The 26,719-nt window shown below is 56.1% G+C and carries 25 protein-coding genes; 19 read left to right on the forward strand and 6 right to left on the reverse strand.

Annotated elements, in window-relative coordinates; all coding sequences use genetic code 11:
• Positions 1-36 precede the first annotated feature (36 nt).
• Complete coding sequence (locus GWQ44_RS25105) at positions 37-663, forward strand: SMI1/KNR4 family protein (protein ID WP_275928488.1); 627 nt, start codon at positions 37-39, stop codon at positions 661-663.
• A gap of 10 nt (positions 664-673) precedes the next feature.
• Here GWQ44_RS25105 and GWQ44_RS25110 read toward each other — a convergent pair whose 3' ends face one another.
• Positions 674-1,378, reverse strand: a complete 705-nt coding sequence (locus GWQ44_RS25110) for a hypothetical protein (RefSeq protein WP_275928489.1) — start codon at positions 1,376-1,378, stop codon at positions 674-676.
• Between the two features lie 246 nt (positions 1,379-1,624).
• On the opposite strand from GWQ44_RS25110, the gene GWQ44_RS25115 reads away from it, so the two are divergent.
• On the forward strand, positions 1,625-2,482 hold the full coding sequence (locus GWQ44_RS25115; protein WP_275928490.1) for a DUF4087 domain-containing protein: 858 nt from the start codon (positions 1,625-1,627) through the stop codon (positions 2,480-2,482).
• Positions 2,483-2,490: 8 nt separating this feature from the next.
• On the opposite strand, the gene GWQ44_RS25120 is transcribed toward GWQ44_RS25115, so the two are convergent.
• The gene (locus tag GWQ44_RS25120; RefSeq protein ID WP_275928491.1) at positions 2,491-3,120 is read right to left on the reverse strand and encodes a GNAT family N-acetyltransferase; all 630 of its coding nucleotides are present in this window, start codon (positions 3,118-3,120) and stop codon (positions 2,491-2,493) included.
• A 449-nt stretch (positions 3,121-3,569) separates the two neighbouring features.
• On the opposite strand from GWQ44_RS25120, the gene GWQ44_RS25125 reads away from it, so the two are divergent.
• The 6 genes from GWQ44_RS25125 to GWQ44_RS25150 all read left to right on the forward strand — a co-directional run bounded on the left by GWQ44_RS25125 (position 3,570) and on the right by GWQ44_RS25150 (position 10,628).
• Entirely contained in the window at positions 3,570-4,754 is a 1,185-nt protein-coding gene (locus GWQ44_RS25125; protein ID WP_275928492.1) for an oligosaccharide flippase family protein, read from the forward strand.
• A 107-nt stretch (positions 4,755-4,861) separates the two neighbouring features.
• Positions 4,862-6,073 carry a glycosyltransferase gene (locus tag GWQ44_RS25130; RefSeq protein WP_275928493.1) on the forward strand — a complete coding sequence of 404 codons (1,212 nt, stop codon included), beginning with the start codon at positions 4,862-4,864 and terminating at the stop codon, positions 6,071-6,073.
• On the forward strand, positions 6,066-7,100 hold the full coding sequence (locus tag GWQ44_RS25135) for a polysaccharide biosynthesis protein (RefSeq protein WP_275928494.1): 1,035 nt from the start codon (positions 6,066-6,068) through the stop codon (positions 7,098-7,100). Before GWQ44_RS25130 ends, GWQ44_RS25135 begins: the two co-directional genes overlap by 8 nt.
• A gap of 4 nt (positions 7,101-7,104) precedes the next feature.
• The gene (locus GWQ44_RS25140) at positions 7,105-8,235 is read left to right on the forward strand and encodes an NAD-dependent epimerase/dehydratase family protein (RefSeq protein ID WP_275928495.1); all 1,131 of its coding nucleotides are present in this window, start codon (positions 7,105-7,107) and stop codon (positions 8,233-8,235) included.
• Positions 8,228-9,358 (forward strand): UDP-N-acetylglucosamine 2-epimerase (non-hydrolyzing), encoded by a 1,131-nt coding sequence (gene wecB / locus GWQ44_RS25145; protein ID WP_275928496.1) that lies wholly within the window; start codon positions 8,228-8,230, stop codon positions 9,356-9,358. Before GWQ44_RS25140 ends, wecB begins: the two co-directional genes overlap by 8 nt.
• A gap of 16 nt (positions 9,359-9,374) precedes the next feature.
• Positions 9,375-10,628, forward strand: coding sequence for a glycosyltransferase family 4 protein (locus GWQ44_RS25150; RefSeq protein ID WP_275928497.1), 1,254 nt, complete (start codon positions 9,375-9,377; stop codon positions 10,626-10,628).
• A gap of 361 nt (positions 10,629-10,989) precedes the next feature.
• On the opposite strand, the gene GWQ44_RS25155 is transcribed toward GWQ44_RS25150, so the two are convergent.
• From GWQ44_RS25155 to GWQ44_RS25165, 3 genes are all read right to left on the reverse strand, one after another.
• Positions 10,990-11,466: an HIT family protein gene (locus tag GWQ44_RS25155; RefSeq protein WP_016966684.1), complete on the reverse strand. Its 477-nt coding sequence runs from the start codon at positions 11,464-11,466 to the stop codon at positions 10,990-10,992.
• Positions 11,467-11,577: 111 nt separating this feature from the next.
• Positions 11,578-13,185, reverse strand: a complete 1,608-nt coding sequence (locus tag GWQ44_RS25160) for a 5-guanidino-2-oxopentanoate decarboxylase (protein WP_275928498.1) — start codon at positions 13,183-13,185, stop codon at positions 11,578-11,580.
• Positions 13,186-13,309: 124 nt separating this feature from the next.
• Positions 13,310-14,230, reverse strand: coding sequence for a LysR substrate-binding domain-containing protein (locus GWQ44_RS25165; RefSeq protein ID WP_275928499.1), 921 nt, complete (start codon positions 14,228-14,230; stop codon positions 13,310-13,312).
• Positions 14,231-14,455: 225 nt separating this feature from the next.
• Between GWQ44_RS25165 and GWQ44_RS25170 the strand changes: the two genes are divergently transcribed.
• The 9 genes from GWQ44_RS25170 (at position 14,456) to GWQ44_RS25210 (ending at position 23,182) form a co-directional block, all read left to right on the forward strand.
• Positions 14,456-15,250, forward strand: a complete 795-nt coding sequence (locus tag GWQ44_RS25170; protein ID WP_016966681.1) for an ATP-binding cassette domain-containing protein — start codon at positions 14,456-14,458, stop codon at positions 15,248-15,250.
• 49 nt (positions 15,251-15,299) lie between these two features.
• Positions 15,300-16,073, forward strand: a complete 774-nt coding sequence (locus GWQ44_RS25175) for a transporter substrate-binding domain-containing protein (protein ID WP_016966680.1) — start codon at positions 15,300-15,302, stop codon at positions 16,071-16,073.
• A gap of 51 nt (positions 16,074-16,124) precedes the next feature.
• Positions 16,125-16,838, forward strand: coding sequence for an ABC transporter permease subunit (locus GWQ44_RS25180; protein ID WP_047305985.1), 714 nt, complete (start codon positions 16,125-16,127; stop codon positions 16,836-16,838).
• Positions 16,839-16,847: 9 nt separating this feature from the next.
• Positions 16,848-17,552 (forward strand): ABC transporter permease subunit, encoded by a 705-nt coding sequence (locus GWQ44_RS25185; RefSeq protein ID WP_275928500.1) that lies wholly within the window; start codon positions 16,848-16,850, stop codon positions 17,550-17,552.
• A 43-nt stretch (positions 17,553-17,595) separates the two neighbouring features.
• Positions 17,596-18,777 carry an aminotransferase class I/II-fold pyridoxal phosphate-dependent enzyme gene (locus GWQ44_RS25190; RefSeq protein ID WP_275928501.1) on the forward strand — a complete coding sequence of 394 codons (1,182 nt, stop codon included), beginning with the start codon at positions 17,596-17,598 and terminating at the stop codon, positions 18,775-18,777.
• 216 nt (positions 18,778-18,993) lie between these two features.
• Positions 18,994-20,742, forward strand: coding sequence for an amidohydrolase (locus tag GWQ44_RS25195; RefSeq protein WP_179599935.1), 1,749 nt, complete (start codon positions 18,994-18,996; stop codon positions 20,740-20,742).
• A complete protein-coding gene (locus tag GWQ44_RS25200) occupies positions 20,739-21,665 on the forward strand; it encodes a GTP-binding protein (protein WP_275928502.1) in 927 nt (308 codons plus the stop codon). Before GWQ44_RS25195 ends, GWQ44_RS25200 begins: the two co-directional genes overlap by 4 nt.
• Before the next feature lie 127 nt (positions 21,666-21,792).
• A complete protein-coding gene (locus GWQ44_RS25205; RefSeq protein ID WP_275928503.1) occupies positions 21,793-22,290 on the forward strand; it encodes a DUF6622 family protein in 498 nt (165 codons plus the stop codon).
• Between the two features lie 190 nt (positions 22,291-22,480).
• Complete coding sequence (locus GWQ44_RS25210; protein WP_275928504.1) at positions 22,481-23,182, forward strand: hypothetical protein; 702 nt, start codon at positions 22,481-22,483, stop codon at positions 23,180-23,182.
• A 96-nt stretch (positions 23,183-23,278) separates the two neighbouring features.
• Here GWQ44_RS25210 and GWQ44_RS25215 read toward each other — a convergent pair whose 3' ends face one another.
• Entirely contained in the window at positions 23,279-24,634 is a 1,356-nt protein-coding gene (locus tag GWQ44_RS25215) for a serine hydroxymethyltransferase (protein WP_275928505.1), read from the reverse strand.
• Between the two features lie 530 nt (positions 24,635-25,164).
• Here GWQ44_RS25215 and GWQ44_RS25220 point away from each other — a divergent pair.
• Positions 25,165-25,767, forward strand: coding sequence for a helix-turn-helix transcriptional regulator (locus GWQ44_RS25220; RefSeq protein ID WP_016964606.1), 603 nt, complete (start codon positions 25,165-25,167; stop codon positions 25,765-25,767).
• Positions 25,754-26,638, forward strand: coding sequence for a queuosine precursor transporter (locus GWQ44_RS25225; protein ID WP_275928506.1), 885 nt, complete (start codon positions 25,754-25,756; stop codon positions 26,636-26,638). Before GWQ44_RS25220 ends, GWQ44_RS25225 begins: the two co-directional genes overlap by 14 nt.
• Positions 26,639-26,719 lie beyond the last annotated feature (81 nt).

A 26,719-nucleotide genomic window follows, 5' to 3' on the forward strand; every position in this document is an offset into this window, starting at 1 on the left:
GCTTTCCCCTTCCCGACACCCTCGCAAGGAAGCTCCATGACCGATCAAACCACCCCCGAGCAATGGCCCCCTGCCGGCTGCCCGCCCCTGGCCTGGCCGGACCTGCCTGATCAAGCCGCGCGTCTGAGCTGGTACCTCGCGGTCATCGGCGCCTACGGTGCGCTGTGGGAAGGCCACGTCAACGAGCCGGAATTAACCCCCGTCAGCGAGGAGGCCCTGCTGGCCCTGGAGCAGCGCCTGGGCTGTGCCTTGCCGCCCTCGCTGCGTGACTATCACCGACAGCTGGGGGTCTTGTCCCTGGCGGAAGTCCTTTGCAGCGTAGGCCCCGGCCATACCCCGATCCAGCCTCTGCTGGAGGCCTACCCTGGCATTGTCGATATCCCCGACAGCAATCTGGACCTGGCGCTGGCGCACCAGTTGATCGCGTTCGGCGACTACTTGGGCAACGGCAATCTGTTCTGCTTTCACCGGGAAAGCGGCGCGGTCTACTACTTCGACCACGACACAGGCACAGCGCTGACGCGCTTCTTCGACTCGCCCGAGGAGTACCTGGATGCGCTGATGCTGCTGTGCCTGGCCGAGGTGTACGAGGACGACGACGGAGCCGAAGCGCTGCTCAGCCAGCGCTACAGCGAGGACCTGGTGCGCAAGTGGCGCTATTGACCCCAGCGCCTTATCTGCCTGTGCCTGCGCGCTGCCGGGCGCAGTAGCCGTCGCCATTGGGCTGCGACTGCAGATCGGTGCAACCGCCTCCCATGAACGCGGCCAGGGCGGCAAAGGGCAGCAGGAGCACCACCTGCACGATGCCCCGGGCCTGGGCATGCGGGTCCTCGACCTTGCGCTGGAAGTCGCGCTCATGGGCCGCGGTCTCGGTTTGCAGGGTGGCCCAGAGGGTGTAGCGAAAGGCTTGTGCTCCAGGCCCCTGGCCACCGACACGCTGACAGGCATCCAGCGCCTGGACGGCATAAACATCCCCCACCTGACGCGGCGCTCCCGCCGGGCGGGCCAGACGGGCGTTGAAGTCATCGATCAGGGTGGTGAGCTGCAACTGGTCCGCCTGCTGGGCCGCCAGGCAATCGCTCTCAGCGGGGAACTCTCGGCTGGTGCGGGTCAGCGTGTCCAGCCAGTTCTGGTAATTGGTGTAGAAGCCGAACTGGCTGCCGTCCGGCAACTCCTGCTGATACAGCTTGATGGCCCCGACAAAGTGCTTGCCGGTGTCGGTCAGCCGCTGCACCTGCTCGCGGCTCAGTGGCTGATTGAGGGTGTAGCCATACACCTGCGGACCCTCGACCGCCGGCCTGACCGGCGCTGCGGTACAACCGCCCAGCGATGACAGGATGATCGTCAGGCTTAAAACACTGCACAGCATCCGTTGCATGACATGCCCCAGGGCGGGTGGACGGCTCGTTGACCAGGCGCGAGATTACGCCATTTCCCAACCGCTGTTTCGGCCAGAATTGTCGGAGCCTTAGCTGCACAGAACTTAAGTCAGCCACAGGGTCACAGCCAGCAGACTGAGACCATCCTGGTCCTGCCGCCTAGCCAGTCCGACGCCCCTATCGGGTTGACGCGCCTGAACCGGCGCCCCATTGTTCCCGCCCTGCCTCTCGAACAAGGATGCTCCATGCTTCAGCGCGTCATGCTCTGCACCCTACTGACAGTATTCGCCCTGCCCGCGTTCGCCGCACCCGCCAAGGTCGAACGCCGTTGCGGCTGGTTCAAGAACCCGACGCCGGCCAACGCCACCCTGACCGACCGCGACGGCGTCTGGGAAATTGCCAGCCAGGGCGGTTATCAGGCCGAGGGCGACTGGCCCACCTTCAACGACCAGCAATGGGTGCGCACCAACAACCACTACGGCTACGGCTGTGCCTGCGTCAGCGCCAGTGCTGATCCACAGACCCATCGCCTCGACCAATTGCACAAGGCCAAGGCCCGCCCGCTGTCTGCCTGTCGCAACGATCCCAGCCTGTACGAACCCTTGCGCGAGGAAGCCGGAGTTCCGGTATTGCCCATGGATTCGCCACGCTTCAAGGGCCAGGGCTTCAGCCTGCAATACCCCAAAGGTTGGAAGCTTGGCCAGGCGCAGAACTGCCTCACCCTGGACCACCCGAAAAAACGCCCCCAGGAGGAATACACCCTGCACCTGTGCCTGCAGCAGGGCAGCCTGGAACAGGCCGCCGAAGGTTTGTTTTTCTATCAGGAAAACGGCGTGTGGATGCGCAGCGCCGGAAGGGATGAACCCAGCCCGGTACAAGAGATTTCAGGCCCCGGCTGGAAAGGCCTGCAGGCCTATCAGACCTGCGGCATCAGCGATGGGGACACCGGCTTTCACGCCTATGGCGGCACCTGCCTGATGGCGCTGATCGACAGCGGCCAGCGTCAGGTGGTGGCTGACAGCGTCGGGTTCTTTCAGGACTTCGCCACCCTGAGGGCGATTCTGTACTCGATCCGCTTCGACCCGGCGCCAGCGGGGCAATAAAGCCCGCGCTAAGGTACGGCCCGATACAAGGTTTGCCGGTGGGACAGGTGCAAGCCGCAGTGTTCGAGGTTACGCCGGCTTTGCGAGTTCAACAGGGCGGTGGCCGCCACACTCCGCGCGCCGAAGGCGGCGGCCTGCTGCAAGCGATGGACGATCAGGGCCCGGTGATAGCCCTGGCCCCGGGCGGCCCTGGTGGTAAAGGCGGTGCCCAAGTAGGCCACGCCGTTGTCGGCAAGGAACAGCGCCGCCCCGGCCACTGCAACACCCTGCTCACGCAACAGGTACAAGTGCCCAAGCCCTTCATTGAGCAATCCGCAGAAGGCTGCCTGATTGACCGGCCTCGCCGCCGCAGGCGTTTTGAAGTTTTCGCCATGCAGAGCGCAGAAGTCTTCCAGGGTAGAGACCGTCACCGGTTCTATATCCAGCGCCGAAGAGGACGCGACACACTCGTCCACCGAGGCGAACAACTGCCCGTGGGTCCAGCCCTTGAGACGCTTCAACGGCTGCCCTTCAAGTTCCAGAGTGCTCGCCACCTTGGCTGACTCGGCGATCAAGGTGATCGCCGGGGCGCCGTTGGGCTGCTGCCAGATCGTCGAACACCTTATCCAGGTACGGACGCTGAATGAATTAGTGTTCACAAAATTCACCCCTATCCCATCCGCTGAGCACAGCACACTGCCCCCCAGTGAACGTGCTGATCCACCGAATTAAACGAAAAGAGCTACAAGATACGCATATAGGTCGTTACTATCACGCAGTTTTAGGAAAATGCTCAAAGGCTAGCGTATTGCTCAAAGAACCAGCAGGTTTTCGGGGGTGTATCCTGACCAAAGACCTTGGGAGCCTCAATGTCCGACAACAGAAACTTCAAAACTAAATCGCCACCAGAGAACCAGATAATTTTTATAGACAGTTATGCTTTCAAAGCACCAAATAGAACCTTCACAAAAAAAAAATCACTTCACCATCGATATTTAACAACCAAAACATTAAAACGCCATATTTATTGTGAGACACCTCTTTGAAAATCTCAGAAATTAAAAAGCTTTATTTAAGAAACAAGAATGTGGCAAGCAATTACTTCCACATGACAAGCTTGCAAATTATCAACTCATTTTTTTATCTTTTAATTTATCCTTTTGTTATAAATCAAGTCGGAGCAGAAAGCTTCGGTCTTTTCGTTTTCGCCTCAAGTATTGCAGCATACTTTGCGGTCTTCATAAACTTTGGCTTTGACATACACACAGCAAAACTTATATCAACAGAACCAAACAACAAAAAACTACACTCTTCACTACTATCCTTAATTACCGTATCCAAGATATTTTTAGCACTTATCTCCACCCTGCTATTTTGTATAATTGTTTTTTGCTTACCAACCTTAAACTCCAACTGGAAAATATTTTCCTTGTGTTTCGCCAACATTATGTCATGTGTATTCCTACCCACATGGTACTTTCACGGAATACAAAAAATGAAGATCCTTACAATAACACAACTTTTCTTTAAGGCTCTATCACTACCTGCTATTTATCTTTTTGTAAAAGACAAAACAGACATTGAGTGGTACGCATTTTTTGTAATCTCCTCAAACATACTTTCATCTGTTACTGCTTTTTTTCTAGCAAGCCATCTTATTCGCATAAGACTCACCCCACCCTCTATTTCAGATATAAAACTCATCTTACATGAGGTGCAACCTTTCTTCTGGTCTGGGGCAGTAAGCACATTCAAACAGAGAAGCATTGAGATCATCATAGGCTCTATGTTTGGTATGCGAGAAGTCGCCATTTATGACTTAGCCAACAAAATATTCTCAGTTCCAAGCCTGGTTGTTTCCAATATAAACTCCGCAATTTTCCCCGCACTAGTTAAAAACATCAACCACAACACAATAAAGATGATAATAAAAGCCGAGACCTTTGTCGGTTTGCTATGCATTATATCTATTGCCTTGCTTGGCGACTGGATTGTCGACTTAGTTTCCACACACAACATGAGAGACTCCTACTACCTTTCAATACTACTAAGCCTTAACGTAATCACTTACCCAATAGTTAGCAGTTATATTTACTTTATTTTCGTCCCACACAAAAAATATGATTTTGTCCTAAAAAACCAAATCATCTCATTATTTTCATTCTTTCTATTATGCAGCATCTACCTACTATTAAGCTGGAGTATTTTCTCTATTGTTTTTGCCTTGGTAAGCTCAGCAGCCTTAGAAATACTTTACTGCATTTATTTAACAAGAAAAATAAATAATCATTAATATTTTCAGAAGCTCTCTTTAAAATCGAGAGACACCACAAATCATTTAAAAAACCGCCATTCAATTCAAACAAATACAAATACACAACCTATCTAACAGGAAAGCATATGAATATTATTTTTCTGGGTGGAATTTTCAGCAAAGGCAACAAATCAGACATTCTTCTTAAATCGAAAGGAGGAATGCAGTTCGCTGCTGATACGTTACAAAAAAACTATATCGAAGGACTATCTAAAAACAAAAAAGTAGACTCAATATCAGTTATAAACCTACCCTTTATAGGAGCTTACCCCAAAAGATATAAAAACATCCTCTTCCTACCAGCCAACAAAACCGAACACCTAGGCCGAGTCACAATTAAAAACACGCCATTTTTAAACCTCATATTCCTGAAAAACCTCCACAGACTTTTTCTGTCTGCCAAGTTAATAATTTCAGAAACAAAAAAACTTAACAACAGCAAAACAATATTACTCTGCTACTCTATGCACCTACCTTTTTTACTTGGCTGCTACTTTGCAAAACTAGTTAAAAAAGACATACATTTATGCATAATAGCTCCAGACCTCCCAGAATACATGGCAGATAGAAAAGGAGTAAGCAAATTTGTATTCAGCTTGCTTTCTCGTATATCATACATCACAGCTTCAAAATTCGATAGCGTCGTAGTTATTACCAAACATATGTCCAACAAGTTCCCCAACAAACTAAACAAGGTATTAATAGAGGGAATTGCAGACCCTCAGTACACCTCTACCGCAGACATAACAGAGCGGAAGAAGTACTTTTTATATAGCGGCACTCTTGATCAGCGCTACGGAATAAGACACCTGATTAATTCGTATATAGCATCCAACCTCAAAGACTACAAACTTTACATTTGCGGTGACGGCGACGATAGAGACTATATTGAAAATGCCATTTCCAACGGAGCAAACATAAAGTACCTGGGGCAACTTGATCGAGAAAAAGTATTAACCCTCCAAAAAAACGCGACACTTTTAATCAATCCTAGAGATAATGAGTCAGAGTATACAAAATATTCCTTCCCCTCTAAAATAATTGAATATATGTCCTCTGGCGTACCGGTACTAATGTATTGGCTTGACGGAATCCCGGATGAATACCACCAATATTGTTACCTTATACCACCAGGCCCTGACGGATTAAAAAACAAGCTAATAGAGCTTTCTCTGCTTTCAGAAAAAGAACTTTTTAAGACAGGAATATCTGCAAAAAAATTCATCATCGAAAATAAACTACCCGAATTGCAAGTTGAAAAACTACTAAAATCTATTAGCGAGGCAAAAAATGTTTAAAGACAAAAAGTTACTTATCACTGGTGGCACTGGATCTTTTGGTAACGCCGTTCTTAAGCGATTTTTGAATACCGATATTTCTGAAATCCGTATATTCAGTCGCGATGAGAAGAAACAAGATGATATGCGCAAGTACTATTCGAACGCTAAGCTAAAGTTTTATCTTGGCGATGTGCGAGATTATCAAAGTGTAATCAACGCTACTCGTGGTGTAGATTATATCTTTCATGCAGCAGCCTTAAAACAGGTTCCATCTTGCGAGTTCCACCCTATGGAAGCAGTCAAGACAAATGTTCTAGGGACAGAGAACGTACTTGAAGCAGCAATACAGAATGAAATCAAACGCGTAGTTTGCTTGAGTACAGATAAGGCAGTGTACCCCATCAACGCTATGGGTATCTCCAAAGCGATGATGGAAAAGGTCATGGTGGCCAAGTCGCGTAATATTGATGAGCACAAGACTGTGATCTGTGGAACCCGTTACGGCAACGTGATGGCGTCACGAGGCTCTGTAATTCCCCTATTTATCGAACAAATTAATGCTGGTAAAGCTTTGACTTTAACAGACCCTAATATGACACGTTTCATGATGACACTTGCTGATGCAGTAGATCTTGTTCTCTATGCCTTTAAAAATGGCAATAATGGAGACTTGTTTGTTCAAAAAGCACCTGCGGCCACCGTAGAAACTTTAGCATTAGCTCTGAGTAAGCTGATGGGGAAATCCGAGCACCCCATCCAGGTCATAGGAACCCGACATGGAGAAAAACTATATGAAGCCTTACTCAGTAGAGAGGAAATGGCCTGTGCAGATGATATGGGAGCGTACTTCCGTATACCTCCTGACTTACGTGATCTCAATTATACAAAGTACGTTGAGCAAGGCGAGACCAAAATTTCAAGAACAGAAGATTATAACTCGCATAATACCGAACGTTTAGATCTCACGGGCATGCAAAAACTATTATTGAAGCTAGATTTCATGCGTGCTATACAACGCGGTGAAAAAGTCACACCCGAGGAGTAAAGGAATGAAAGTTCTGATTACTGGGGCCAATGGTTTTATTGGTAAAAATCTAGTATTGCATCTACGAGAACGTGCAGACATAGAGATCCTACAATTCACACGCAATGACTCATCAGAAGACTTAGAGAAGTTTGCCTCTGAGGCAGACTTCATTTTTCATCTGGCTGGTGTAAATCGCACGAAAAACTCTTTAGAGTTTTTTACTGGAAACTCTGAACTCACTGAACTTCTCTGCAAAGCAGTTAAAAACAGCAACAAAAAAACTCCAATAATATATACTTCCTCTATTCAAGCCGAGCTGAACAACCCTTACGGGCACAGCAAGCTCTCTGCAGAACAAACTTTGCTTGAACTATTAGAATCAAGCTCCTCGCCAGTATATATATTTCGACTGCCCAATGTTTTTGGAAAGTGGGCTAAGCCTAACTACAACTCCGTGGTGGCTACTTTCTGTCACAATATAGCCAGAAACTTAGACATCCAGATAAACACCCGTGAAGCGCAAATAAATCTTGTTTACATTGATGATGTAATAAGTAAATTCATTGAAATCATGGATGGAGAATCGAGCGAGCATCCATTTCCCAAAGTCGAACCTCAATATGCTCTTACAGTCGGCGACTTGGCTGAGCAGTTGTTTAAGTTTCGTGAGAGTCGACATACGTTAATTACAGAGTCTGTTGGGTCTGGTTTGACACGTGCCTTATACTCTACATATCTAAGCTACCTTCCACCTGAAGATTTCACCTACTCAATTCCGGTATATGGCGACTCACGAGGTGTATTTGCAGAATTTTTGAAAACTCCTGACTGTGGACAGTTTTCATTTTTTACTGCTGGCCCTGGAATCACTCGTGGAGGGCATTATCACCATAGTAAAACTGAAAAATTCCTAGTTATTAAAGGTAATGCCTGTTTCCGATTCAGACATATCGTTTCTAACGAGTTTTATGAAATCATTACTACCGACGAGCATCCAAGGGTAGTCGAAACCGTGCCAGGCTGGACACACGACATAACTAATATTGGTGAAGGCGACATGATAGTAATGCTGTGGGCCAATGAAATTTTTGACCGTGCTCACCCTGACACATACGCTAAGTTGGTAAGTATACAAGAGAACAACCATGAATAAGTTAAAAGTACTAACTGTCGTAGGAACTCGCCCTGAAATCATTCGTTTATCCCGAGTAATTTCGAAACTAGATGAATACTGTGAACACACATTGGTGCACACAGGTCAGAATTATGACTATGAACTAAATGAAATTTTTTTCCAGGACTTGGGGATCCGCAAACCTGATATTTTCCTTAATGCTGCCGGAGCTAGTGGTGCAGAAACTATTGGCAATGTCATTATTGCAGTGGACCGCGTCCTATTCGAAAATAAACCAGAAGCTCTACTAGTGCTTGGTGATACCAATAGCTGCATGGCAGTTATACCCGCGAAACGTCGTAAAATACCAACATTTCATATGGAGGCCGGTAATCGATGCTTTGATATGCGCGTTCCTGAAGAAATTAACCGGCGAATCGTGGATCATACGGCCGACATTAATCTGACTTATAGTAGTATTGCTCGGGACTATTTATTGCGGGAAGGTCTGCCGGCAGAAATGATAATCAAAACCGGCAGCCCCATGTTTGAAGTCCTAAACTATTATCGTGAAGGCATTGAAAACTCCGACATTTTGGCTCGCCTAGCTTTAGAACCTGGAAGGTTTTTTGTCGTGAGCGCTCATCGCGAGGAAAACATCGACTCCGACACAAATTTTTTAAAGTTAGTCTCAAGTTTAAACACCATAGCAACACATTACAATCTTCCTATTATCGTCTCAACCCATCCCCGGACACAGAAGCGGATAGATACTATGGGGATAACTTTTCACCAAAATATCAGACTACTCAAACCGCTAGGATTCAAGGACTACAATAAGCTACAACTCACTGCTAAAGTTGTATTATCCGATAGTGGAACCATTAATGAAGAGTCCTCAATTCTCAACTTCCCCGCATTAAATATTCGTGAAGCCCATGAGCGACCTGAGGGGATGGAGGAAGCAGCTACAATGATGGTAGGATTGGAAATCGATCGTATCATGCAAGGCATAGAAATTTTAGAAAACCAACTCTCTGTGAACGAGCGTAATTTACGCTTGGTATCTGACTACAGCATGCCAAATGTAGCGGAGAAAGTAGTTAGAATTATTCATAGCTATCGTGATTATGTAATGCGTACTGTTTGGAAAAAATACTAAGCGGGCGCTAAATAACATGGATAAGCCATTGAAAATTCTGGTTGTAACTCAATACTTCTGGCCAGAAAACATGCGTATCAATAGCCTGGTTGAAGGTTTTATTGCCAAGGGCCATGAGGTAACAGTCCTAACAGGCCGGCCAAATTATCCTGAGGGCAGAGTATTTTCAGAGTATCGTGAAAACCCTGATAGATACTCCAACTACTTTGGAGCTAAAATTTTAAGAGTTCCAATGTTACCACGTGGTCGCCGAAACACTACTTTGGCCATTAACTACTTATCTTTTTTTTGTAGCGCCTCAACTATAGGCACCTACAAAATTCGCAACAATAAGTTTGATACTGTATTTGTTTATGCCGTATCTCCAATAATGGCTGCAATACCGGCCCTAATCATAGGTCGCATAAAAAAAGCGCCTGTTTTCATTTGGATCCTTGATCTTTGGCCAGAGTCTCTAAGCGCTGTCGGCGTTGTAAAAAACCCAAAAATTTTAGCGCTTGTTGGAAAGCTAGTTTCTTGGATTTACAATCGAGCAGACTATTTGCTCCTACAGTCAAAATCCTTTGAGGAGAATATTAGAAAATACTGCACAAAACACATATCACAAGATAGAATTATTCATTTCCCTAGTTGGGCCGAAGATAATTTCTCTGATGAAATACCAGCACATTCAGACATTCTGGAACGTGACAACTCAACTTTCACAATAGTATTTGCAGGAAATCTTGGTGAAGCTCAAGACTTCCCAACTATATTAAAAGCAGTAGAAACACTCAGAGCCGAACTACCTTTACGATGGATCATCGTGGGAGATGGGCGCGCCAGCAATTGGTTACATGAGCAAGTGGCTGCTCGCGGTTTGAATAACGTTTTTCTCTTAGGACGTCATCCCCTAGAAAAAATGCCCGCATTATTCGCAGCAGCAGACACTTTGTTAGTTTCTTTGAAAGCCAATGAGGCTTTCGAAAAAACCATCCCAGGGAAAGTGCAAGCCTATATGGCATCTGGCAAACCTATTATTGCGATGATTGAAGGAGAAGCTGCTAGAGTGATCAAGGATGCCGGAGCAGGTATGACTTGCAAATCAGGCGACCCTAGTGGACTGGCTAATATTGTACGTTCCATAGCAGCATTATCTCCCGACCAACATAAAGCTATGGGTAATGCGGGTAGACGCTACTACCTTGATAATTTTTCCAAAGAAAAATTATTTGACCGACTTGAGAAAATCTTCCACTTCGCTACTCTAAGGAAGAACAATAGAAAATAATTTTTTATTTTCAATAGCCCGCAACATCCACATACTAAAAATACAGTATTTAAATATTATCGAGGCGCCCTAAAGAGCGCCTCGTCTTCAACCACTAGCTACATACGTGACAATCACCACAGCATGCGCAGTGCACTCTTGCGACAATAACTTCAAAGCGCTGTGCCGGGTACAGTTTTACGTTCCTCCTATTCAACTTCATATATTTGCTAGCGCGCCATACACGGGCACTACCGCTGCCAAGAAGTAATTGCCAAATCCAACGCCAAAAGCATAGTTAAATCGATCCAGCACATATCATTGTATTGCATGTCAATCTACTTCTAGAGCGCCCGCTATAGGAAAAACAATCAAACACTGCTCAGCGGTTACCCACCGGGGTTTCACTGACCCAGGGCACGCGCACCTGCTCGGCGATGCTGGCAGCCTGCTGCTGCAGGACCTCCAGCTTGGCGCGCCGCCCAAAGATTCCAGTGAAATGCAGCAGCAAGCGCCCGGCAAACCCCAGGCCGTCGCCACGCTTGCGCGGGATCAGGTGCAGATGGGCATGGGGGATGTGCTGGTTGGTGGCCCGGCCATCGTTGACCAGCAGATGAGTGCCTTCAACGCCGAAGCCGGCACGCCGCTGGGCGGCCAGCAGGCCGTCGAACACCTGGTACAGGTGCTGGCGGACAAAGCCGGGCAGTTGCTCGAGCTTTTCCACATGAGACTGGGGAATCAGCAGCACATGCCCCTGCCCCAACGGGTGCACGTCCATGAAGGCCATGCAGTGTTCATCACGGTAGACCACGGCCGCCGGCAGGGTGCCGGCGACGATCTGGCAGAAAATGCAGTTCATCCCTGAATCCTCAAGTGACAAGGTGCGTCCTGGCGAGCGCGGCCAATGTAACCCACCTTGTGCCTTGAAGGCCCGCTCCTTGTCAGCCCGGGTGCCGAACCGGCCGGGGCATCAGTCCAGGGCCAGATAGGCCCGGGCGTCGACCTCGATCATCACCGGCTGCCGGGTGTCCTTCAGGGTCTGCAGCAGCTCCTGCAGTTGCCCTGGCGTGTCGGCGCGATGGTGCGCCACGTGGAAGCTCTGGGCCATGGCCTGGAAGTTCGGGGTGAGGATGTCCACCCCCAGCGGCGTGATGTCCCGGGCCTGCATGTAGTCGCGGATCTCGCCGTAGCACTGGTTGTTCCACACCAGCAGGATCACGCCGATCTGCGCTTCCTTGGCGGCAATCAGTTCGCTGCTGGCGAACTGCAAGCCGCCGTCCCCCACCAGTGCCACCACCGGACGCTCCGGCTGCGCCAGCTTGGCGCCCATGGCTGCCGGCAGGCCGTAGCCCAGGGTGCCGTAGCCACTGCCGGCATTGAACCAGCTGGCTGGGGCCGGGGCCTGGTAGCCGCAGGCGCCCTGGTACACCGGTTGGGTCGAGTCGCCCACCAGGATCGGGCTGTCCAGGGTGTCGCGCAGCAGGTCGAGCAAGCCTTGCAGGCCTTGTTGCTTGGGCGTCCAGCCAGCGCGTTCGGCCTGGTTGACCCGCTGCACGCTGTCCACGGCCCAACGCCCGCGCGAGCTGGGTTGCACCACTTTGCCCAGCAAGGCCTGCAAGCCTTCCAGGGCATCGCCCACCAGGCCGACATGGGCCCGTTGCACGCCCATGACCTGCATCGGGTCGATGTCCAGGCGGATCAGCGAACCCTTGAAGCGCAGCGGCCCGAGGCCGAAGAAGTCGTAGTCGGTTTCCCCCAGTTCGGTGCCCACGGCCAGCACCACGTCGGCCTCGTCGATCAATGCCCGGCCATGGGCCGAGGACTGTACGCCGTCAAGCAACAGAGGGTGAGCACAAGGCAGCAAACCGCGGGCGTTGGTGGTCAGCGCCACCGGCGCTTGCAGGCGTTCGGCCAGTTGCCGCAGGACCTCGGCGCAACCCCGGGCGCCGCCGCCGGCCAGGATCAGCGGCCGGTGGGCACTGTTGAGCAAGGTCGCGGCCGCCTCGATCGAAGCCCCGGCAGGCGCCGGCGCACCGGGCAGGCTGCGGGGCATCAGGTTGAGGTCAGCGGCGGGCATCTCCAGCACATCCAGGGGAATCTCAATGTGCACCGGCCGTGGCCGCGCGCACTTGAACACGGCAAAGGCCCGGGCCAGCAGTTCGGGCAGTTCGGCTGGCGCTTGCAGGGTGTGGCTGAAGGCACAGACCCCGGCGACCATCGCCCGCTGGTCCGGCAGCTCATGCAAATGACCATGGCCCAGGCGCAGGTGCTCGCGACGGTTGACTGTGGAAATCACCAGCATCGGCACCGAATCGGCGTAGGCCTGGCCCATGGCGGTGAGGATGTTGGTCATGCCCGGGCCGGTGATGATGAAGCACACCCCGGGCTTGCCGCTGGCCCGGGCGTAGCCGTCGGCCATGAACCCGGCGCCCTGTTCGTGCCGCGGGCTGACATGACGCAGGCGGCTGCCGTGCAGGCCGCGATACAGCTCGACGGTGTGCACGCCGGGAATCCCGAACACCGTGTCCACGCCATAACCTTCCAGCAAACGAACCAGGGACTGGGCACAGGTGGTCATCGACTACTCCTCTTGTTCTTATGCGTCCGGACGACACCCTGCGCCCGGCTGATGTCGAGGGACATTAGTCGCTGCAACCGCGGGGCAACAATCGAAAAAAATCGCCGCGATTGCTCAATAAAATTCACGCTTTGCTATTGCGCCGGGGTTCCGGGTGCAGGCGGGTGATGCCCTGCAACTGCGACTTGACCCACTCGCTGAAGGCCAGCACCACCGGGCGCTCGGCCTTGAGCAGATCAGCCACCAGGTAGTAGCCGCGGTTGGATTCGATCTCGGTGTCGAAGGGCTGCACCAACTGCCCCCTGGCCAGGGCCTCGCCGCTGATCAGGTTGTCGCCCATGGCAATGCCCTGGCCGGCAATACAGGCCGACTGCACGAAATGCGCATCGGCGAACACGATGCCCCGGCGCACATCGACATTCGGCGCCCCGGCCGCCGCCAGCCAGACCCGCCAGTCGGAGTAGTCGATCATGTGCAGCAGCAAGGCATGGTCCAGGCTGTCGAGGGTTTTCAGACCGCCCATGGCATTGACCAGGCTCGGGCTGCACACCGGGAAATAGCGCAGGGAGACGATCTTCTGCACATGCTGGTTGGGCCAGTCGCCCATGCCGTAGGCGACGAACAGATCGACGCTGCTGTCGCTGGTGTCGCCTGGCGTGCGCGGTGAAACCAGCTGCAATTCGACCTGGGGATACAGCGCCTGGAACTCGGCGATATGGGTGCACAGCCAATAGGTGGCGAACCCCGGCGGGCTGCTGATACACAGCCGCCCGCTGACCTGCTGGCCGTCAGAGCGCTGGCCGGCCTCGAGGATATTGGCCAGCAGCAGGTGAATGTCCCGGGCATAGCGCTCGCCCTGGTAGGTGATGCGAATGCTGCGGCCCTGGCGCTCGGTCAGGGCAAAACCCAGGGTCTGCTCCAGGCTCTTGATCTGGTGACTGATGGCGCTGGGGGTCAGGTTCAGCTCATTGGCGGCTTCGGCGACACTGCCCAGGCGGGCCACCGCGTCCAGCGCGCGCAGGGCGGTCATGGAGGGATAACGCATACCGATCAGGCCTCGACTGCAAAAAAACGAGTGCCAGCACCATAACGGCAATCGCGGTCCGGCAATAGCCTTGTCCGTCGCTGAAAAAATCCCCGAATGCTGAAAAAAATTACCGCATCGGGCTAAAAATGCTCGATTGACCCCAGGCCATCGATGGCTAATTCTCCAGCCCTACCCTGTGCCGGGTACTGCCCGGCCATCGCACAATAACAAGAGGGTCGACCCTTGCAATCGCAGCCCAACTCCGTCAATCCCGTGGTGGCGATCGATGATCTGCACAAGAGCTACGCCGATCACCACGTGCTCAAGGGCATTGCCCTGCGCGCCAATGAAGGTGAAGTGGTGTCGCTGATCGGCTCCAGCGGCTCGGGCAAAAGCACCCTGCTGCGCTGCATCAACCTGCTGGAGATTCCCTGCAGCGGCAGCCTGCGCATCAATGGCGAGGAAGTGCGTCTGAAGACCGATCGCGCCGGCAACCCGCAGGTCGCCGACCCGGCCCAGGTGGCGCGCCTGCGCACGCAACTGAGCATGGTGTTCCAGAGCTTCAACCTGTGGCCCCATCGCAGCGTGCTGGAAAACGTCATCGAGGCGCCGGTGTATGTCCTCGGTGAAGACCGCAAGGACGCCATCGCCCACGCCGAGCACCTGCTGGAAAAGGTCGGCCTGGCCAACAAGCGCGACGCCTTCCCGTCCTTTCTCTCCGGCGGCCAGCAACAACGGGTGGCCATCGCCCGGGCCCTGGCCATGCGCCCCCAGGTGCTGTTGATGGACGAACCGACCTCGGCCCTGGACCCGGAACTGGTGGGCGAAGTGCTCAAGGTCATCCAGGGCATCGCCGAGGAAGGCCGCACCATGATCCTGGTGACCCACGAAATGGCCTTCGCCCGCGATGTGTCGAGCAAGGTGATGTTCCTCCACCAGGGGCTGGTGGAGGAGGAAGGCCCACCGCAGCAAGTGTTCCTCAACCCGGTCAGCGAACGCTGCCGGCAATTCGTCATGGCCCAGGAAAACCGCGTCTGACGTCCCGCTTCAATCCTTGAAAACAACAACTTCGATAAAGGGTAAAGCCATGAAAAACCTGCTCAAGGTGCTCGCCACCGGTTGCCTGTTCAGTGCATTGGCCAGCCACGCCGTGGCCGCCGACAAGATCGTCTTCGGCATCGCCCTGGAACCCTACCCGCCGTTCTCGATGAAAAGCGGTAACGGCGACTGGAGCGGCTTCGAACCGGAGCTGATCAAGGCCCTGTGCGAGCGTATGCAGGCTCAGTGCCCGCTCAAGGAAGTGGCCTGGGACGGGCTGATTCCGGCCCTGCAATCGAGCCAGATCGACGCCATCCTCAACTCCCTGAGCATCACCGAGGAACGGGAGAAGGTCATCGATTTCTCCGCGCCCTACTACCAGACCCCGGCCATGTGGGTCGCCGACCAGAGCCTGGAGCTGGTCACCACCCCCGAGGGCCTCAAGGGCAAGCTGATCGGCGTGCAGGGCTCGACCTCCAACGCCACCTTCGCCAAGACCTACTACGGCAAGACCTCGACCCTGCGCTACTACACCACTCAGGACGACATGATCGCCGACCTGCAAAGCGGGCGAATCGACGTGATGCTGGCCGACGCGCTGACCATCGAGCCGATCCTCAAGACCGCCACCGGTGCTGGCCTGGCGGACAAGGGCCTGGCGCCGAAAGACCCGCTGTTCGGTTCCGGTATCGGCGTCGGCCTGCGCAAGGGTGACAGCGCCCTGCAGCAGCGGATCAACAGCGCCCTGGCCTCGCTCAAGGCCGATGGCACCTACGACAAGATCCGCAGCCGCTACTTCAGCGTCGACATTTCTGCCAACTAAGCCGTCCGGCGCGCCCGTTTGCGCGGGCCGCCGGCGTTGACTGGATACGTCATGATTTCTCTGTCCGACCTTTCCCAACTGTTCGTCGCCGACGGCTGGCTCGGCGCCCTGGCCCAGGGCGCGCTGGTGTCCCTGCAGATTTCCGCCGGGGCCTTCGTCCTCGGCCTGGGCATCGGCCTGCTGGTGGCGATGATCAAGCTCAAGGGCCCGCGCTGGCTGGTGAAGCTGGCCAACGTCTACACCACCTTGTACCGGGCCATGCCCGAGCTGCTGCTGATCCTGCTGCTGTACTACGCCGGCACCGACCTGCTGAACATGGCCATGGCCGCCATGGACCGGCCGAGTGTCACGGTCAACGGCTTTATCGCGGCGGTACTGGTGCTGGGGATTGTCCAGGGCGCCTATTCGGCGGAGATCATCCGTGGCGCGATCCAGGCCATCCCCCACGGCCAGATCGAAGCGGCAAGGGCCTACGGCATCGAGCGCTGGCTGCTGGTGCGGCGCATCCTGCTGCCGAGCATGCTGCCCTACGCCATGGCCGGGCTGTCGAACCTGTGGCTGGTGCTGGTCAAGGACAGCGCGCTGATCAGCATCGTCGGCTACAGCGAACTGCTTTCGGTAGGCAAACAGGCGGCCGGTTCCACCAAGCATTACCTGGTGTTCTACCTGGCGGTCGCGGCCTTCTATTTCGTCATCACCCTGGTGTCCGGCAGCCTGTTCCGCGTGCTCGAACGTCGCACCAACCGCTGGCTGCCCCAGCACTAGGAGGCTTGGATGGACTTTTCCTGGATCAACGGTTTTTCCACAGAGCTGCTGCGCGGCCTAGGCATCACCCTCAAGCTCCTGTTGCTGAGCGGAGTCTGCGGCTTTGCCCTGGCGGTGGTGGTGGGCCTGGGCCGGGTGTCGCGCAACCCACTGCTGCGCGCGCCCATGCAGTTCTACATCAGTGTGTTTCGCGGCACGCCGCTGCTGGTGCAGATCTACATCCTCTATTACGGGGTCGGCAGCCTGTTCGCCGCCTACCCGCCAATTCGCGGCAGCTTTCTCTGGCCCTACCTGCGCGAAGGCTTCTGGTACGTGGCCCTGGCCCTGACCCTGAGTGTCGGCGCCTATGTCGGCGAAGTGCTGCGCGGCGGCCTGCGGGCCGTGCCCCGCGGCGAACTGGAAGCCGCCCGCGCCTATGGCATGGGCTACTGGCTGACCCTGCGCCGGGTCTGGCTGCCCCGGGCCCTGGAGCTGGTGCGCCCGACCCTGGTGGGGGAATGCGTGCTGCTGCTCAAGGCCACCGCATTGGCGTCCACCGTGGCGGTCACCGACCTGCTGGGCGCGGCCAACCTGGTGCGGGCCCAGACCCTGAAGGTCTACGAACCGCTGCTGGCGGTGGCGCTGATCTACATCGTCCTGGCCTTTGTCATCGAACACCTGTGCGCACGCCTGGGCAACGCCTCGCAGCATCAGCGGCCCCAGCGTCAGGCCTGAACCCATTTATTGCGCGGGCAACCACGCCCGTGAGGAGAACAGCATGCGTTACTCACCTTTCGTTCAGCGCATCAGCGGCGAATCCGTCAGCGCCTGGGACATCCACTACGCGGCCATCGAGGCCCGCGGGCGTGGCGAGGATGTGATCGTCCTCAGCGTCGGTGATCCGGACTTTGCCACCGACGAACGCATCAGCGCCGCCGCCAGTGCCGCCCTGGAGCAAGGCGACACCCACTACACCCACGTTCTAGGCCGCCCGGCCCTGCGTGAGGCGATTGCCGCCAAGCAGCGGCGCCTGCTGGGCATCGACGTCAGCGCCGACAACGTGGCCCTGGTGGCCGGTGCGCAGAACGGCCTGTTCGCCACCTGCCTGTGCCTGTTCGGCAGTGGCGACGAAGTGCTGGTGCCCGAGCCCATGTACCTGACCTACGAGGCCTGCGTGCATGCCTCCGGGGCGCAGATCGCCTGCGTCCAGCAGCCGGCGGCCAACGGCTTTCGCCTGACCGCCGCCGCGCTGGAAGCCGCGCTCACCGACAAGACCCGGGGCATCGCCCTGGCCACCCCGTGCAACCCCACCGGCAACGTCTACAGCCGCGAGGAGCTGGAAGCCGTGGCCGAGGTGGCGCGCAAGCACGACCTGTGGGTGATCTCAGATGAGGTCTACGGGCAACTGACCTATGACCGCGAGCACCTGAGCATCGCCTCAATGCCAGGCATGGCCGAACGCACGGTGATCCTCAACAGCCTGTCAAAAACCCACGCCATGACTGGCTGGCGCGTGGGCTGGGTGATCGCCCCGCCCGCCCTGGTCGGGCACCTGGACAACCTGCTGCTGTGCATGCTCTACGGCCTGCCCGGGTTTATCCAGGAAGCCGCGCTCAAGGCCCTGGAGCTGGATGAAGAAGTGATCGGCAGTGCCCGCGAGGTCTATCGCCGGCGCCGTGACCTGGTGGTGGCCGGACTCAAGTCGGTGCAACTGCTTGATTGCCGCGAGCCGGAAGCCGGGATGTTCATGCTGGTGGACGTGCGCCGCACCGGGCTGTCGAGCATGGATTTCGCCTGGCAGCTGTTCCGCGCCACCGGCGTCTCGGTGCTCGACGCCCAAGCCTTTGGCGCCAGCGCCGAGGGCTTTGTGCGGATCTCCTTCACCGTCGCCGACGAGGTGCTCAAGGACGCCTGCCAGCGCATCGCCGGCTTTGTCGAAACCTTGGGCGCACAACGCTAAACAACAGCCCGCTAGTGGTGAGGGAGCTTGCTCCCGTTCGGCTGCGAAGCAGTCGTAAAGGCCTGGCCATCGCGGTCGCGGCCATTGGGGTGGCTACGCCACCCAGCGGGAGCAAGCTCCCTCGCCACATTAGCCCGCACAACAAGAATGCAACTGAGCTTGTCGCCCACTTTTCTGCCCACCTTTGAAGGGCCCCCTGCTTGAGAGGTTGACCCCGTGACCGCTTCCGACCAATTCAACTCCACCCATAGCGCCGTCGATCAATACGCCGAACTGGTGCTGCACAACGGCCGGATGTACACCCTCGACCCGGCCCAGCCCTGGGCCGATGCCGTGGCGATCCGCCAGGGCAAGCTGATCGCGGTGGGCAGCCTCGCCTCCCTGGCATCGCTGATCGGGCCCAACACCCGCCAACACGATCTGGACGGGGCCTTCTGCATGCCCGGCCTGCACGACATGCACACCCACCCGGACCTGGCCCTGGCGCCGCGCTACGCCGACGACCTGGACGTGGGCATCGAGGACCCGACTCCCGAGCAACTGGCGGCGGCGATTCATGCCTACGCCGACAGTCACCCCGGCGACGGCTGGATCTACGGCCAGTACTGGGTGCGCTACACCTTCCGCGAAGCCGGCCTGACCCCGGGCCGCGAGTGGCTCGACAGCGTCATGCCGGATCGTCCGGTGGCCCTGCTGGACCGCATGTGGGGGACCATGATGGTCAACTCCAAAGCCCTGGAACTGGCCGGTATCGACCGCCACACCAGCGACCCGCGCAACGGTTACCTGGAACGCGATGAACTGACCGGCGAGCCCAACGGCCTGCTGATCGACGGGGCCTACGCCCTGATCCACGCCGCCATGCCGCCGACTCCGGTGTCGGTGCTGCGCCGTGCCTATCGCGATGGCGTGCACTTCCAGACCTCTCGCGGGGTCACCGCCACCAAGTACGTGCACGTCTGCGAGAACCGCCTGCAAGCCCTCAAGGAACTGGACGATGCCGGCGAGCTGACCCTGCGGGTGGAGGCGGCGATCAGTTGGCAGGACGATATCTTCCCGGTGCGTCGGCGCTGGGAGCTGCTCAGCGGCGAGCGGCATTTCTATCGCAGCGCGCGCCTGAATGCCAACGCGGTGAAGTTCCACTTCGACGGCACCGTGGAGCCCAAGTCGTCCTACCTGCTGACCCCCTGGCCGGAAGAGTCGAGCTGGCGCGGCAAGCTCAACCTGACCCCGGAACACATCACCGACATGGTGGTGGACATGGACAAGCGCGGCCTGCGGGTGATCGCCCACTGCACCGGCGACGGCGCCTCCGACGTGTTCCTCGACGCCGTGGCCGAAGCCCGGCGGCGCAACGGCAACAGTGGCATCCGCCACCAATGCGCCCACAGCACCCTGCTGCACCCGGGCAACCTCAAGCGCTTCCAGAGCCTGGACGTGATCGCCGAGTTCTCCCCGGCGGCCTGGTATCCGACGCCCTTCGCCAGCGGTGCGCGTTCCGGCTACGGCCAGGAGCGCCTCAAGCGCATCTATGACTTCAAGGGCGTGCTGGCGGCCGGCGGCATCGCGGTGTTCGGCACCGACTGGCCGGTGGCGTCCATCGACCCGTGGCTGGCCCTGGAAACCATGGTCACCCGGCAGAACCCGTGGAACCAGGAACCCGACACCTTCGGCGACCCCATCAGCCTGGAACAGGCCCTGCAAGTGGCGACCCTCAACGGCGCCCACGCCATGGGCCTGGAACACCTGACCGGCAGCCTGGAGGCCGGCAAGTCGGCGGACCTGATCGTCCTCGACCGCGACCTGTTTGCCCAGGGCGCGCGCAATTACATCCACCACACCCAGGTGCAACTGACCTTCGTCGAAGGGCAACTGGTCTACGACCGCCAGGGCACCTTCAGCGACACGCCAATGCAAGCGGTGTGGGAAGGCCTGCCGCCGGTGATCGAGGGCAAGGAACAATGAACAGCACCCCGAGCATCCCGGTCACAGTGGTCGCAGGCTTTCTTGGTGCCGGCAAGACCACCCTGCTCAACCGCATGGTGCAGCGCGCCGACAGCGGCCGGCTGGCGGTGATCGTCAACGACTTCGGCGAACTGAACATCGATGCGGCGATCATTGCCGAGGTCACCGACGCGGTGTACAGCCTGCAGAACGGCTGCATCTGCTGCACCGTGCAGGAGGACCTGCTGGCGCAACTGGTGAGCCTGTCCAAGCTGCGCCCGCCCCTGGAGCGGATCGTCATCGAGTGCAGCGGGGTCTCCGATCCGCAGCGCATCGTGCAGACCATCGGCTACCCGCAACTGCGCAACCGCCTGCACCTGGACGCGGTGATCACCCTGGTGGACGCCAGCGGCTACCAGAGCCTGGAAGGGGAAATGGCCCGGCTGTCCCGGGCCCAGGTGGCCTGCGCCGACTGGGTGCTGCTGAACAAGGCCGACCTGGTGAGCGCCGAGCAGTTGCAGAGCATTCGCGCCAGCCTCGGCCATCGTGCCCCGGTGTTCGACACGGTGCAGGCCGAACTGCCCCCCGAGCTGCTGCTGGCGCCGCCGGTGCGCTCCACCGAAGTGCTGTTCAAGGCCCTGCCCCAGGCCCACGACGAACTGTTCGAAAGCTGGGTGTGGAAAAGCTCGCGACCGCTGCAGCCCAAGGCCCTGCGCGACTGGCTGGCGCGCCTGCCCGCCGACCTGCTGCGCCTCAAGGGCCTGGTGCGCCTGGAGGGCAATGAACAACCCTACTGGTTGCAGCATGTGGGCAACCGCAGTCAGTTCACCCTGGCCGCCGACCAGCCCACCGAACATGCCGCGCAATTGGTGTTCATCGCCCGCCGGGGCAGCGATCTGCGCCAGGAACTGGAGGCTGGGGTCAGCGATACGCAGGTGCACTGAGCTTCAAGCAGCAAGTGTTCAGGCGCAAGCGGCTGCGCTGAGCTGTGCCGAGGGCGGAGGCTTCACGTAGGCGAGTACAAAGCGCACCATGGAGCGCTCATTTTCCGCTGAAGCAAGGACGCTACAGATGCTCGATATCCTCCAAGGCACCCCCATGTGGGTGTATGCGGTCTTCGCCCTGATCTGCTACTACGGCCTGCGCGCCCTCGCCACCACTCGCGAGAGCCGCCGTTCGCTGCTGCTGACACCGGCGATCCTGCTGGTCTGGTCGCTGTGTTCGGTGAACCTTGGCGATCACCCATTGCTGGCGCTGAGCGCCTGGGCCGGCGGCGCGACACTCGGCAGCCTGCTGGCGCTGCTGTTGTTCTCCAGCGCCGGCGTGCTACTGGAGTCCGGCGGCGAGGCGATCCTGGTGCCTGGCACCTTGAAGATCCTCGCCATCTCGCTGCTGTTCTTCGCGGTGAAATACTGGATCGGCTACCAAACCGCCGTGCACCCCGAACAGGCCGCCAGCGTGCAGATGCTCGCTATCAGTGGCGCCGCCGCAGGCTTTACCGTTGGTCTGTTCTGCGGGCGAGCACTCAAGCTGTACCGCAACTTCCAGCAACTGCGGCTCAACGCCTGAAAGCCGCGCGGCCATGCCCTCCGGGCACTGGGGAATCTTCGCTGTGCAAACCGGTCTGTAGGGACCGTCCTGCTGGGCGGGTCGCTTGGTCCGTGACATTAGGGTCCGGGTCCAATAGATTAGGCGCCCCCGAAAATGCCCCCCGGGCCTTTCGCGCCTCAAACCTGTTAAACCAAGTAGTGGATGTTCAATGCCTGATTCCAACACCGAAGAATCCGTGATCGCCCTGTCCAACAAGGCCGAATACGAAAACGCCATTCATCTTTCCCAGCACGTGTCCCAGGCCAAGACCATCAGCGAGATGGTGCTCGACGCCTTCCACAGCTCGAAAGAAAGTGACCAGATTCGCGAACTGCGTGCTGCGATTCGCCAGGCCCACGACCGCTTTGACGACGACACCGCCTATGAACTCATGGGCCAGCTCAAGCAACTCAAAGACGCCGAAGCCGCCGATCTGGCCGCCCTGGAAGACCTGAGCAAGAAATTCCCCATCAGCCGGATTCTCTCCAGCTACAAGGACGACCCGGATTTCCAGGAGCTGGTCTACGGCCTGGCCCTGAAAGTGCTGAACCAGACGCACCAGGCCATCAGCAACCCCAGCGGCGGCAAGAGCAAGGCGCGGCCGAAGAAGGAAATGGAAGTGTTCGCCATCAGCAAGGACGGCATCAGCGTCACCCTGCCGATGCGCCCGCGCTCCAAGGCCAACGTCGACCGTGAAGCCTTCGAATTCCTCGGTTTCAGCTTTGTCGGCGAAGGCGATGAGGCGGAGCTGGAAAGCGAAATGTTCCTCGACAAGAACGGCAACGAGCAGCAAGCGACCCGCAAGAACATCATCACCGCGATCCAGCAACAGACCGCATTCGAAGGCTACAGCACGCAACAACAGCTGTAACCCGGCCCTGTAGGAGCGAGCTTGCTCGCGAAGCCTCCCCCAGCCGCCAAGAAAAAGCCCCGTACTTCACAGCGAAGTCGGGGCTTGGCCTGCTCCTCAGCTATCCCGGTAATCCGCAATCGGATACCTCAAGCACAAAGCCTCCACCTCCAGGCGGAACTGCTCCTGCTGCACGGGATCCAGCTGGTACCTCTGCTCGCCAAGGGGCGTCACTTTGTCCAGTATCCGGCACACCAGATCGACGACCTGGCGACAGCCTTGGGGATCGAGGCCACGCTGGGCGACGGAGCCGCTGCCGATGCACAGCCCATTGCCGACAAAGGACGAGCGGGTTTCCCCCCGAGCGCGCAGTTTGTTGACGATGATGCCGCAGGCTTCCAGCGCCGACTCAGCGATGGCCCCGGTGATGCCTCCCCGCAACCGCAACAGAATCGAATGGTTCTCCGTGCCCCCGCCCACGACCTCGTAGTCCCGAGCCATGAACGCGCAGGCCATTTCATCCGCCGCGTCGCGAACCCGCCCCATGTAGGCATCGAACTGGGGAGACATGGCATGCCCCAGGGCGGCCGCCTTGGCGGCGATCATGTTCACCATGGGCGCTCCCTGCATGCCCGGGAACACCGCCTGATCGAGGATACGGCGCAAGGTCGAGCGCAGCCCGGGCACCTTGGTGTCGGCGTCCCGTCCGGAAAGAATCAGCCCTGAACGAGGCCCTCCGAGTTGCCTGTGGGTGCAGGTGATGGTCACGTGCGCCGCGTCGATCGGGCTCGGGTGGCGCCCGGTGGCCACCAGCCCGGCGATGTGCGAAATGTCCGCCAGCAGCAGCGCCCCGGCTTCATCGGCGATGGCCCGCAAGCGCTGGAAATCCAGAACTCGCGAGTAGGCCGTCGCACCACAGAGGATGATCCGCGGACGATGGGCCAACGCCAGTTGCCGCACTTCTTGGTAATCGATACTGCCCAGGGACGTGGTGCCGTAGCGGATGGCCTTGTAATGGGCCTCCGTGAAAGCCAGCGCACTGCCGTGAGTCAGCTGCCCACCGTGGTCGAGGGCCATGCCGAGAATCGTATCCCCGGGCTCGGCCAGGGCCGTGAGCACCTGGTAAACGGCACTGGAGGCCGAATGCGATTGCACACTGGCGTATTGCGCACCGAACAGCGCCTGGGCCCGCCGAATCGCCAGCGACTCGACCCGGTCGGCGTTCCCGCACCCGGGGTGATGACGTCGGCCAAGGGTGCCTTCCAGAGTGACGTTGACCAGGGCCGAGGCCGAAGCGGCCAAGGTCCGCGGGCCGGCGGCACAGGAGGATGAAACCAACGACAGCGTGTGATGTTGACGCGTGACTTCCGCATCGAGGATGTTTGCCAGCTCGGCATCTTCGGTTCGCAGATCGGCCAAACCGCGTCGCAGCAAGTCGGCCTGGGTCCTGAGTGGTTCAGTGTCAGCTGCCATTGTTCTGTGTCCCTTCCTTGAGTGTTGCGCGCCACGAACGACAGCACGCTTCCTGGATATCACGTTCGTTTGCCTGCATCGGGCTTATCCAAGCCTCGGCGTCAGACTCTATAAGGCGCAACAAAATTAATCAAAGAATTAAACATTTTCCAAATTAAATGATGCTTTTCTGCTTGAGCTGAAAACATCAACACTGCGCTGCTGCTCAATACCCAGCAACGAGGAGCAAGACGACAGATTTTGGGGCTTTATTCCCCTGGCGGACGCATGTAACACTTACCCACCGCGGGCCCTCACGAATCGGATTTCCCCCACGATTTGATCGCCCCACATACCAACAGCAGAGCAACCCAGGACGGATGCAGGCTGACTAAAGGAGTAGTAGCGAATTGGTAAAAATCAAACACTAACCTGACCACTTTCGCGGCAGTAGCCCAGCGCTTGGCATTAGATATGTCGAGCGCCGTGCACGGCACAACTTCTATGAACGTCTCAATGCCTGACGACTATAAGGAAATGGTGAGCATTTGATGCACAAAAGAGAAAGAACAGAGTATTTGAAGAGCAATATAAAATACCTGATAAAAAGTCGCGGCGAGACGCAACTGTCTTTGTGCAACGCTAGTGGCCTGACCAGAACGACCATATACAACATCCTGGAAGGCAAGGTTACTAATGTACAGCAGTCCACTATTCGAAAAATTTCCGACTTCTTCGGTGTTTCCTACGAAGAAATAGAAACTATCGACTTTGAGGAAAAGGAGATCATCGAAAGCAGCATCTCACCTCAAGGCAACATGAATCCCGCCGCTGTGCCAATCATCAAGGAAAGTCTGCTGATCGCCAATCTCGATAGACGCATCGGCGAACTGGCCACGCTTTATCCGCTGACTTATTATTTCGGCACATCTTGCAACTTGATAGCAGTGCTGCTTGAGAATGAAATACGTGACATGAATGAACCTGGCGATCTCTTGATCGTGCAAAAAGGGTCATCGACAGACGACAAGGAAAAACTCGTTTACGACAGGCTGACAAACAAGCTGTTAATCGTGAACACTCCGTGCTCAAGCTCAGATGATATGTGCGTTGTGGGAGACATCATCGAGGAGCGATTCAATGACAGCATTTGAAAGTGAAATCGAGAATAGCAAATATAAACTATTGGGCTTTGAAAACAATAAGAGCCTAGCCGTGATCATGATTATCGCCACGGGCAAGGTCATCAAAATAAAGCTGAGCGAAGTATTGAACAGCGAAATAATGGACAACCTGAACAAAATGGAAATCAGAAACCTATATAAAAAATTCTATTCCCAAGGAGGAGCACTTACTGCCTACGACCTGAATGACCGTCACGAAAACTCATGGATGATTTATATCATCCTGAACCTACTACTTTTTACGTTCTATATTTTCACAAGTATTGCTGCGACAAAGCCAATCTATCTGGAGTCGCTCAATATCATCATCACTCCCGGCACCTTTCTTTATCCCCTGACATTTTTGATCGTTGACCTGCTGAACGAAAACTTCGGGCTCAGGCTTGCAAGAAAAGCCATTTTCTTTGCATTTGCAAGCAACGCAATGATCATCATCCTACTTTATGCTTCGACCTTTCTCCCTGGACTGCCTGACTGGAAGCTCGACAAGCCTTATAACGACGTCATCATTCAGGTGACTTCTGTATTGATTGCATCCTCCGTCTCTTTCCTGGTTTCGGAAAACGTAAACTCATACTTACTATGCAAGATAAAAGAACTGACAAACTCTAGATTTCTCTTCCTGCGTATATTCTTGAGCACCTTGTTTGCAGTGATTATCGATAGTTTCCTGTTCTGCTACATTGCTTTCTATGGAGCAATGCAGAACAACGATATCCTGAGCATGATCTATGTCCAGATCGCGATCAAAGTATGCTTTGCCTTTTTCAACATTCTGCCTGCCTATGGTGCGCGATCACTATTCAAGAGATACGTCACCGATAGCCAGATAGCTAGATAAACACCCCGTCAGCTTAAGCCATTGAATTCAACACTCACCTGTGTCAAAAACAGGTGCAGTGTTGAATAGCAATGGCGAGCC

This window comes from Pseudomonas sp. 3MA1 (assembly GCF_029237275.1).
In the GTDB taxonomy this organism is placed as follows: Bacteria; Pseudomonadota; Gammaproteobacteria; order Pseudomonadales; family Pseudomonadaceae; genus Aquipseudomonas; species Aquipseudomonas fluorescens_AP.

What these genes read in the sequence shown, in the direction of transcription:
- GWQ44_RS25105 (WP_275928488.1), top strand. Translation starts at nt 37, where the DNA reads ATGACCGATCAAACCACCCCCGAGCAATGGCCCCCTGCCGGCTGCCCG.
- GWQ44_RS25110 (WP_275928489.1), bottom strand. Translation starts at nt 1,378, where the DNA reads ATGCAACGGATGCTGTGCAGTGTTTTAAGCCTGACGATCATCCTGTCA.
- GWQ44_RS25115 (WP_275928490.1), top strand. Translation starts at nt 1,625, where the DNA reads ATGCTTCAGCGCGTCATGCTCTGCACCCTACTGACAGTATTCGCCCTG.
- GWQ44_RS25125 (WP_275928492.1), top strand. Translation starts at nt 3,570, where the DNA reads ATGACAAGCTTGCAAATTATCAACTCATTTTTTTATCTTTTAATTTAT.
- GWQ44_RS25130 (WP_275928493.1), top strand. Translation starts at nt 4,862, where the DNA reads ATGAATATTATTTTTCTGGGTGGAATTTTCAGCAAAGGCAACAAATCA.
- GWQ44_RS25135 (WP_275928494.1), top strand. Translation starts at nt 6,066, where the DNA reads ATGTTTAAAGACAAAAAGTTACTTATCACTGGTGGCACTGGATCTTTT.
- GWQ44_RS25140 (WP_275928495.1), top strand. Translation starts at nt 7,105, where the DNA reads ATGAAAGTTCTGATTACTGGGGCCAATGGTTTTATTGGTAAAAATCTA.
- wecB (WP_275928496.1), top strand. Translation starts at nt 8,228, where the DNA reads ATGAATAAGTTAAAAGTACTAACTGTCGTAGGAACTCGCCCTGAAATC.
- GWQ44_RS25150 (WP_275928497.1), top strand. Translation starts at nt 9,375, where the DNA reads ATGGATAAGCCATTGAAAATTCTGGTTGTAACTCAATACTTCTGGCCA.
- GWQ44_RS25155 (WP_016966684.1), bottom strand. Translation starts at nt 11,466, where the DNA reads ATGAACTGCATTTTCTGCCAGATCGTCGCCGGCACCCTGCCGGCGGCC.
- GWQ44_RS25160 (WP_275928498.1), bottom strand. Translation starts at nt 13,185, where the DNA reads ATGACCACCTGTGCCCAGTCCCTGGTTCGTTTGCTGGAAGGTTATGGC.
- GWQ44_RS25165 (WP_275928499.1), bottom strand. Translation starts at nt 14,230, where the DNA reads ATGCGTTATCCCTCCATGACCGCCCTGCGCGCGCTGGACGCGGTGGCC.
- GWQ44_RS25175 (WP_016966680.1), top strand. Translation starts at nt 15,300, where the DNA reads ATGAAAAACCTGCTCAAGGTGCTCGCCACCGGTTGCCTGTTCAGTGCA.
- GWQ44_RS25180 (WP_047305985.1), top strand. Translation starts at nt 16,125, where the DNA reads ATGATTTCTCTGTCCGACCTTTCCCAACTGTTCGTCGCCGACGGCTGG.
- GWQ44_RS25185 (WP_275928500.1), top strand. Translation starts at nt 16,848, where the DNA reads ATGGACTTTTCCTGGATCAACGGTTTTTCCACAGAGCTGCTGCGCGGC.
- GWQ44_RS25190 (WP_275928501.1), top strand. Translation starts at nt 17,596, where the DNA reads ATGCGTTACTCACCTTTCGTTCAGCGCATCAGCGGCGAATCCGTCAGC.
- GWQ44_RS25200 (WP_275928502.1), top strand. Translation starts at nt 20,739, where the DNA reads ATGAACAGCACCCCGAGCATCCCGGTCACAGTGGTCGCAGGCTTTCTT.
- GWQ44_RS25205 (WP_275928503.1), top strand. Translation starts at nt 21,793, where the DNA reads ATGCTCGATATCCTCCAAGGCACCCCCATGTGGGTGTATGCGGTCTTC.
- GWQ44_RS25210 (WP_275928504.1), top strand. Translation starts at nt 22,481, where the DNA reads ATGCCTGATTCCAACACCGAAGAATCCGTGATCGCCCTGTCCAACAAG.
- GWQ44_RS25215 (WP_275928505.1), bottom strand. Translation starts at nt 24,634, where the DNA reads ATGGCAGCTGACACTGAACCACTCAGGACCCAGGCCGACTTGCTGCGA.
- GWQ44_RS25220 (WP_016964606.1), top strand. Translation starts at nt 25,165, where the DNA reads ATGCACAAAAGAGAAAGAACAGAGTATTTGAAGAGCAATATAAAATAC.
- GWQ44_RS25225 (WP_275928506.1), top strand. Translation starts at nt 25,754, where the DNA reads ATGACAGCATTTGAAAGTGAAATCGAGAATAGCAAATATAAACTATTG.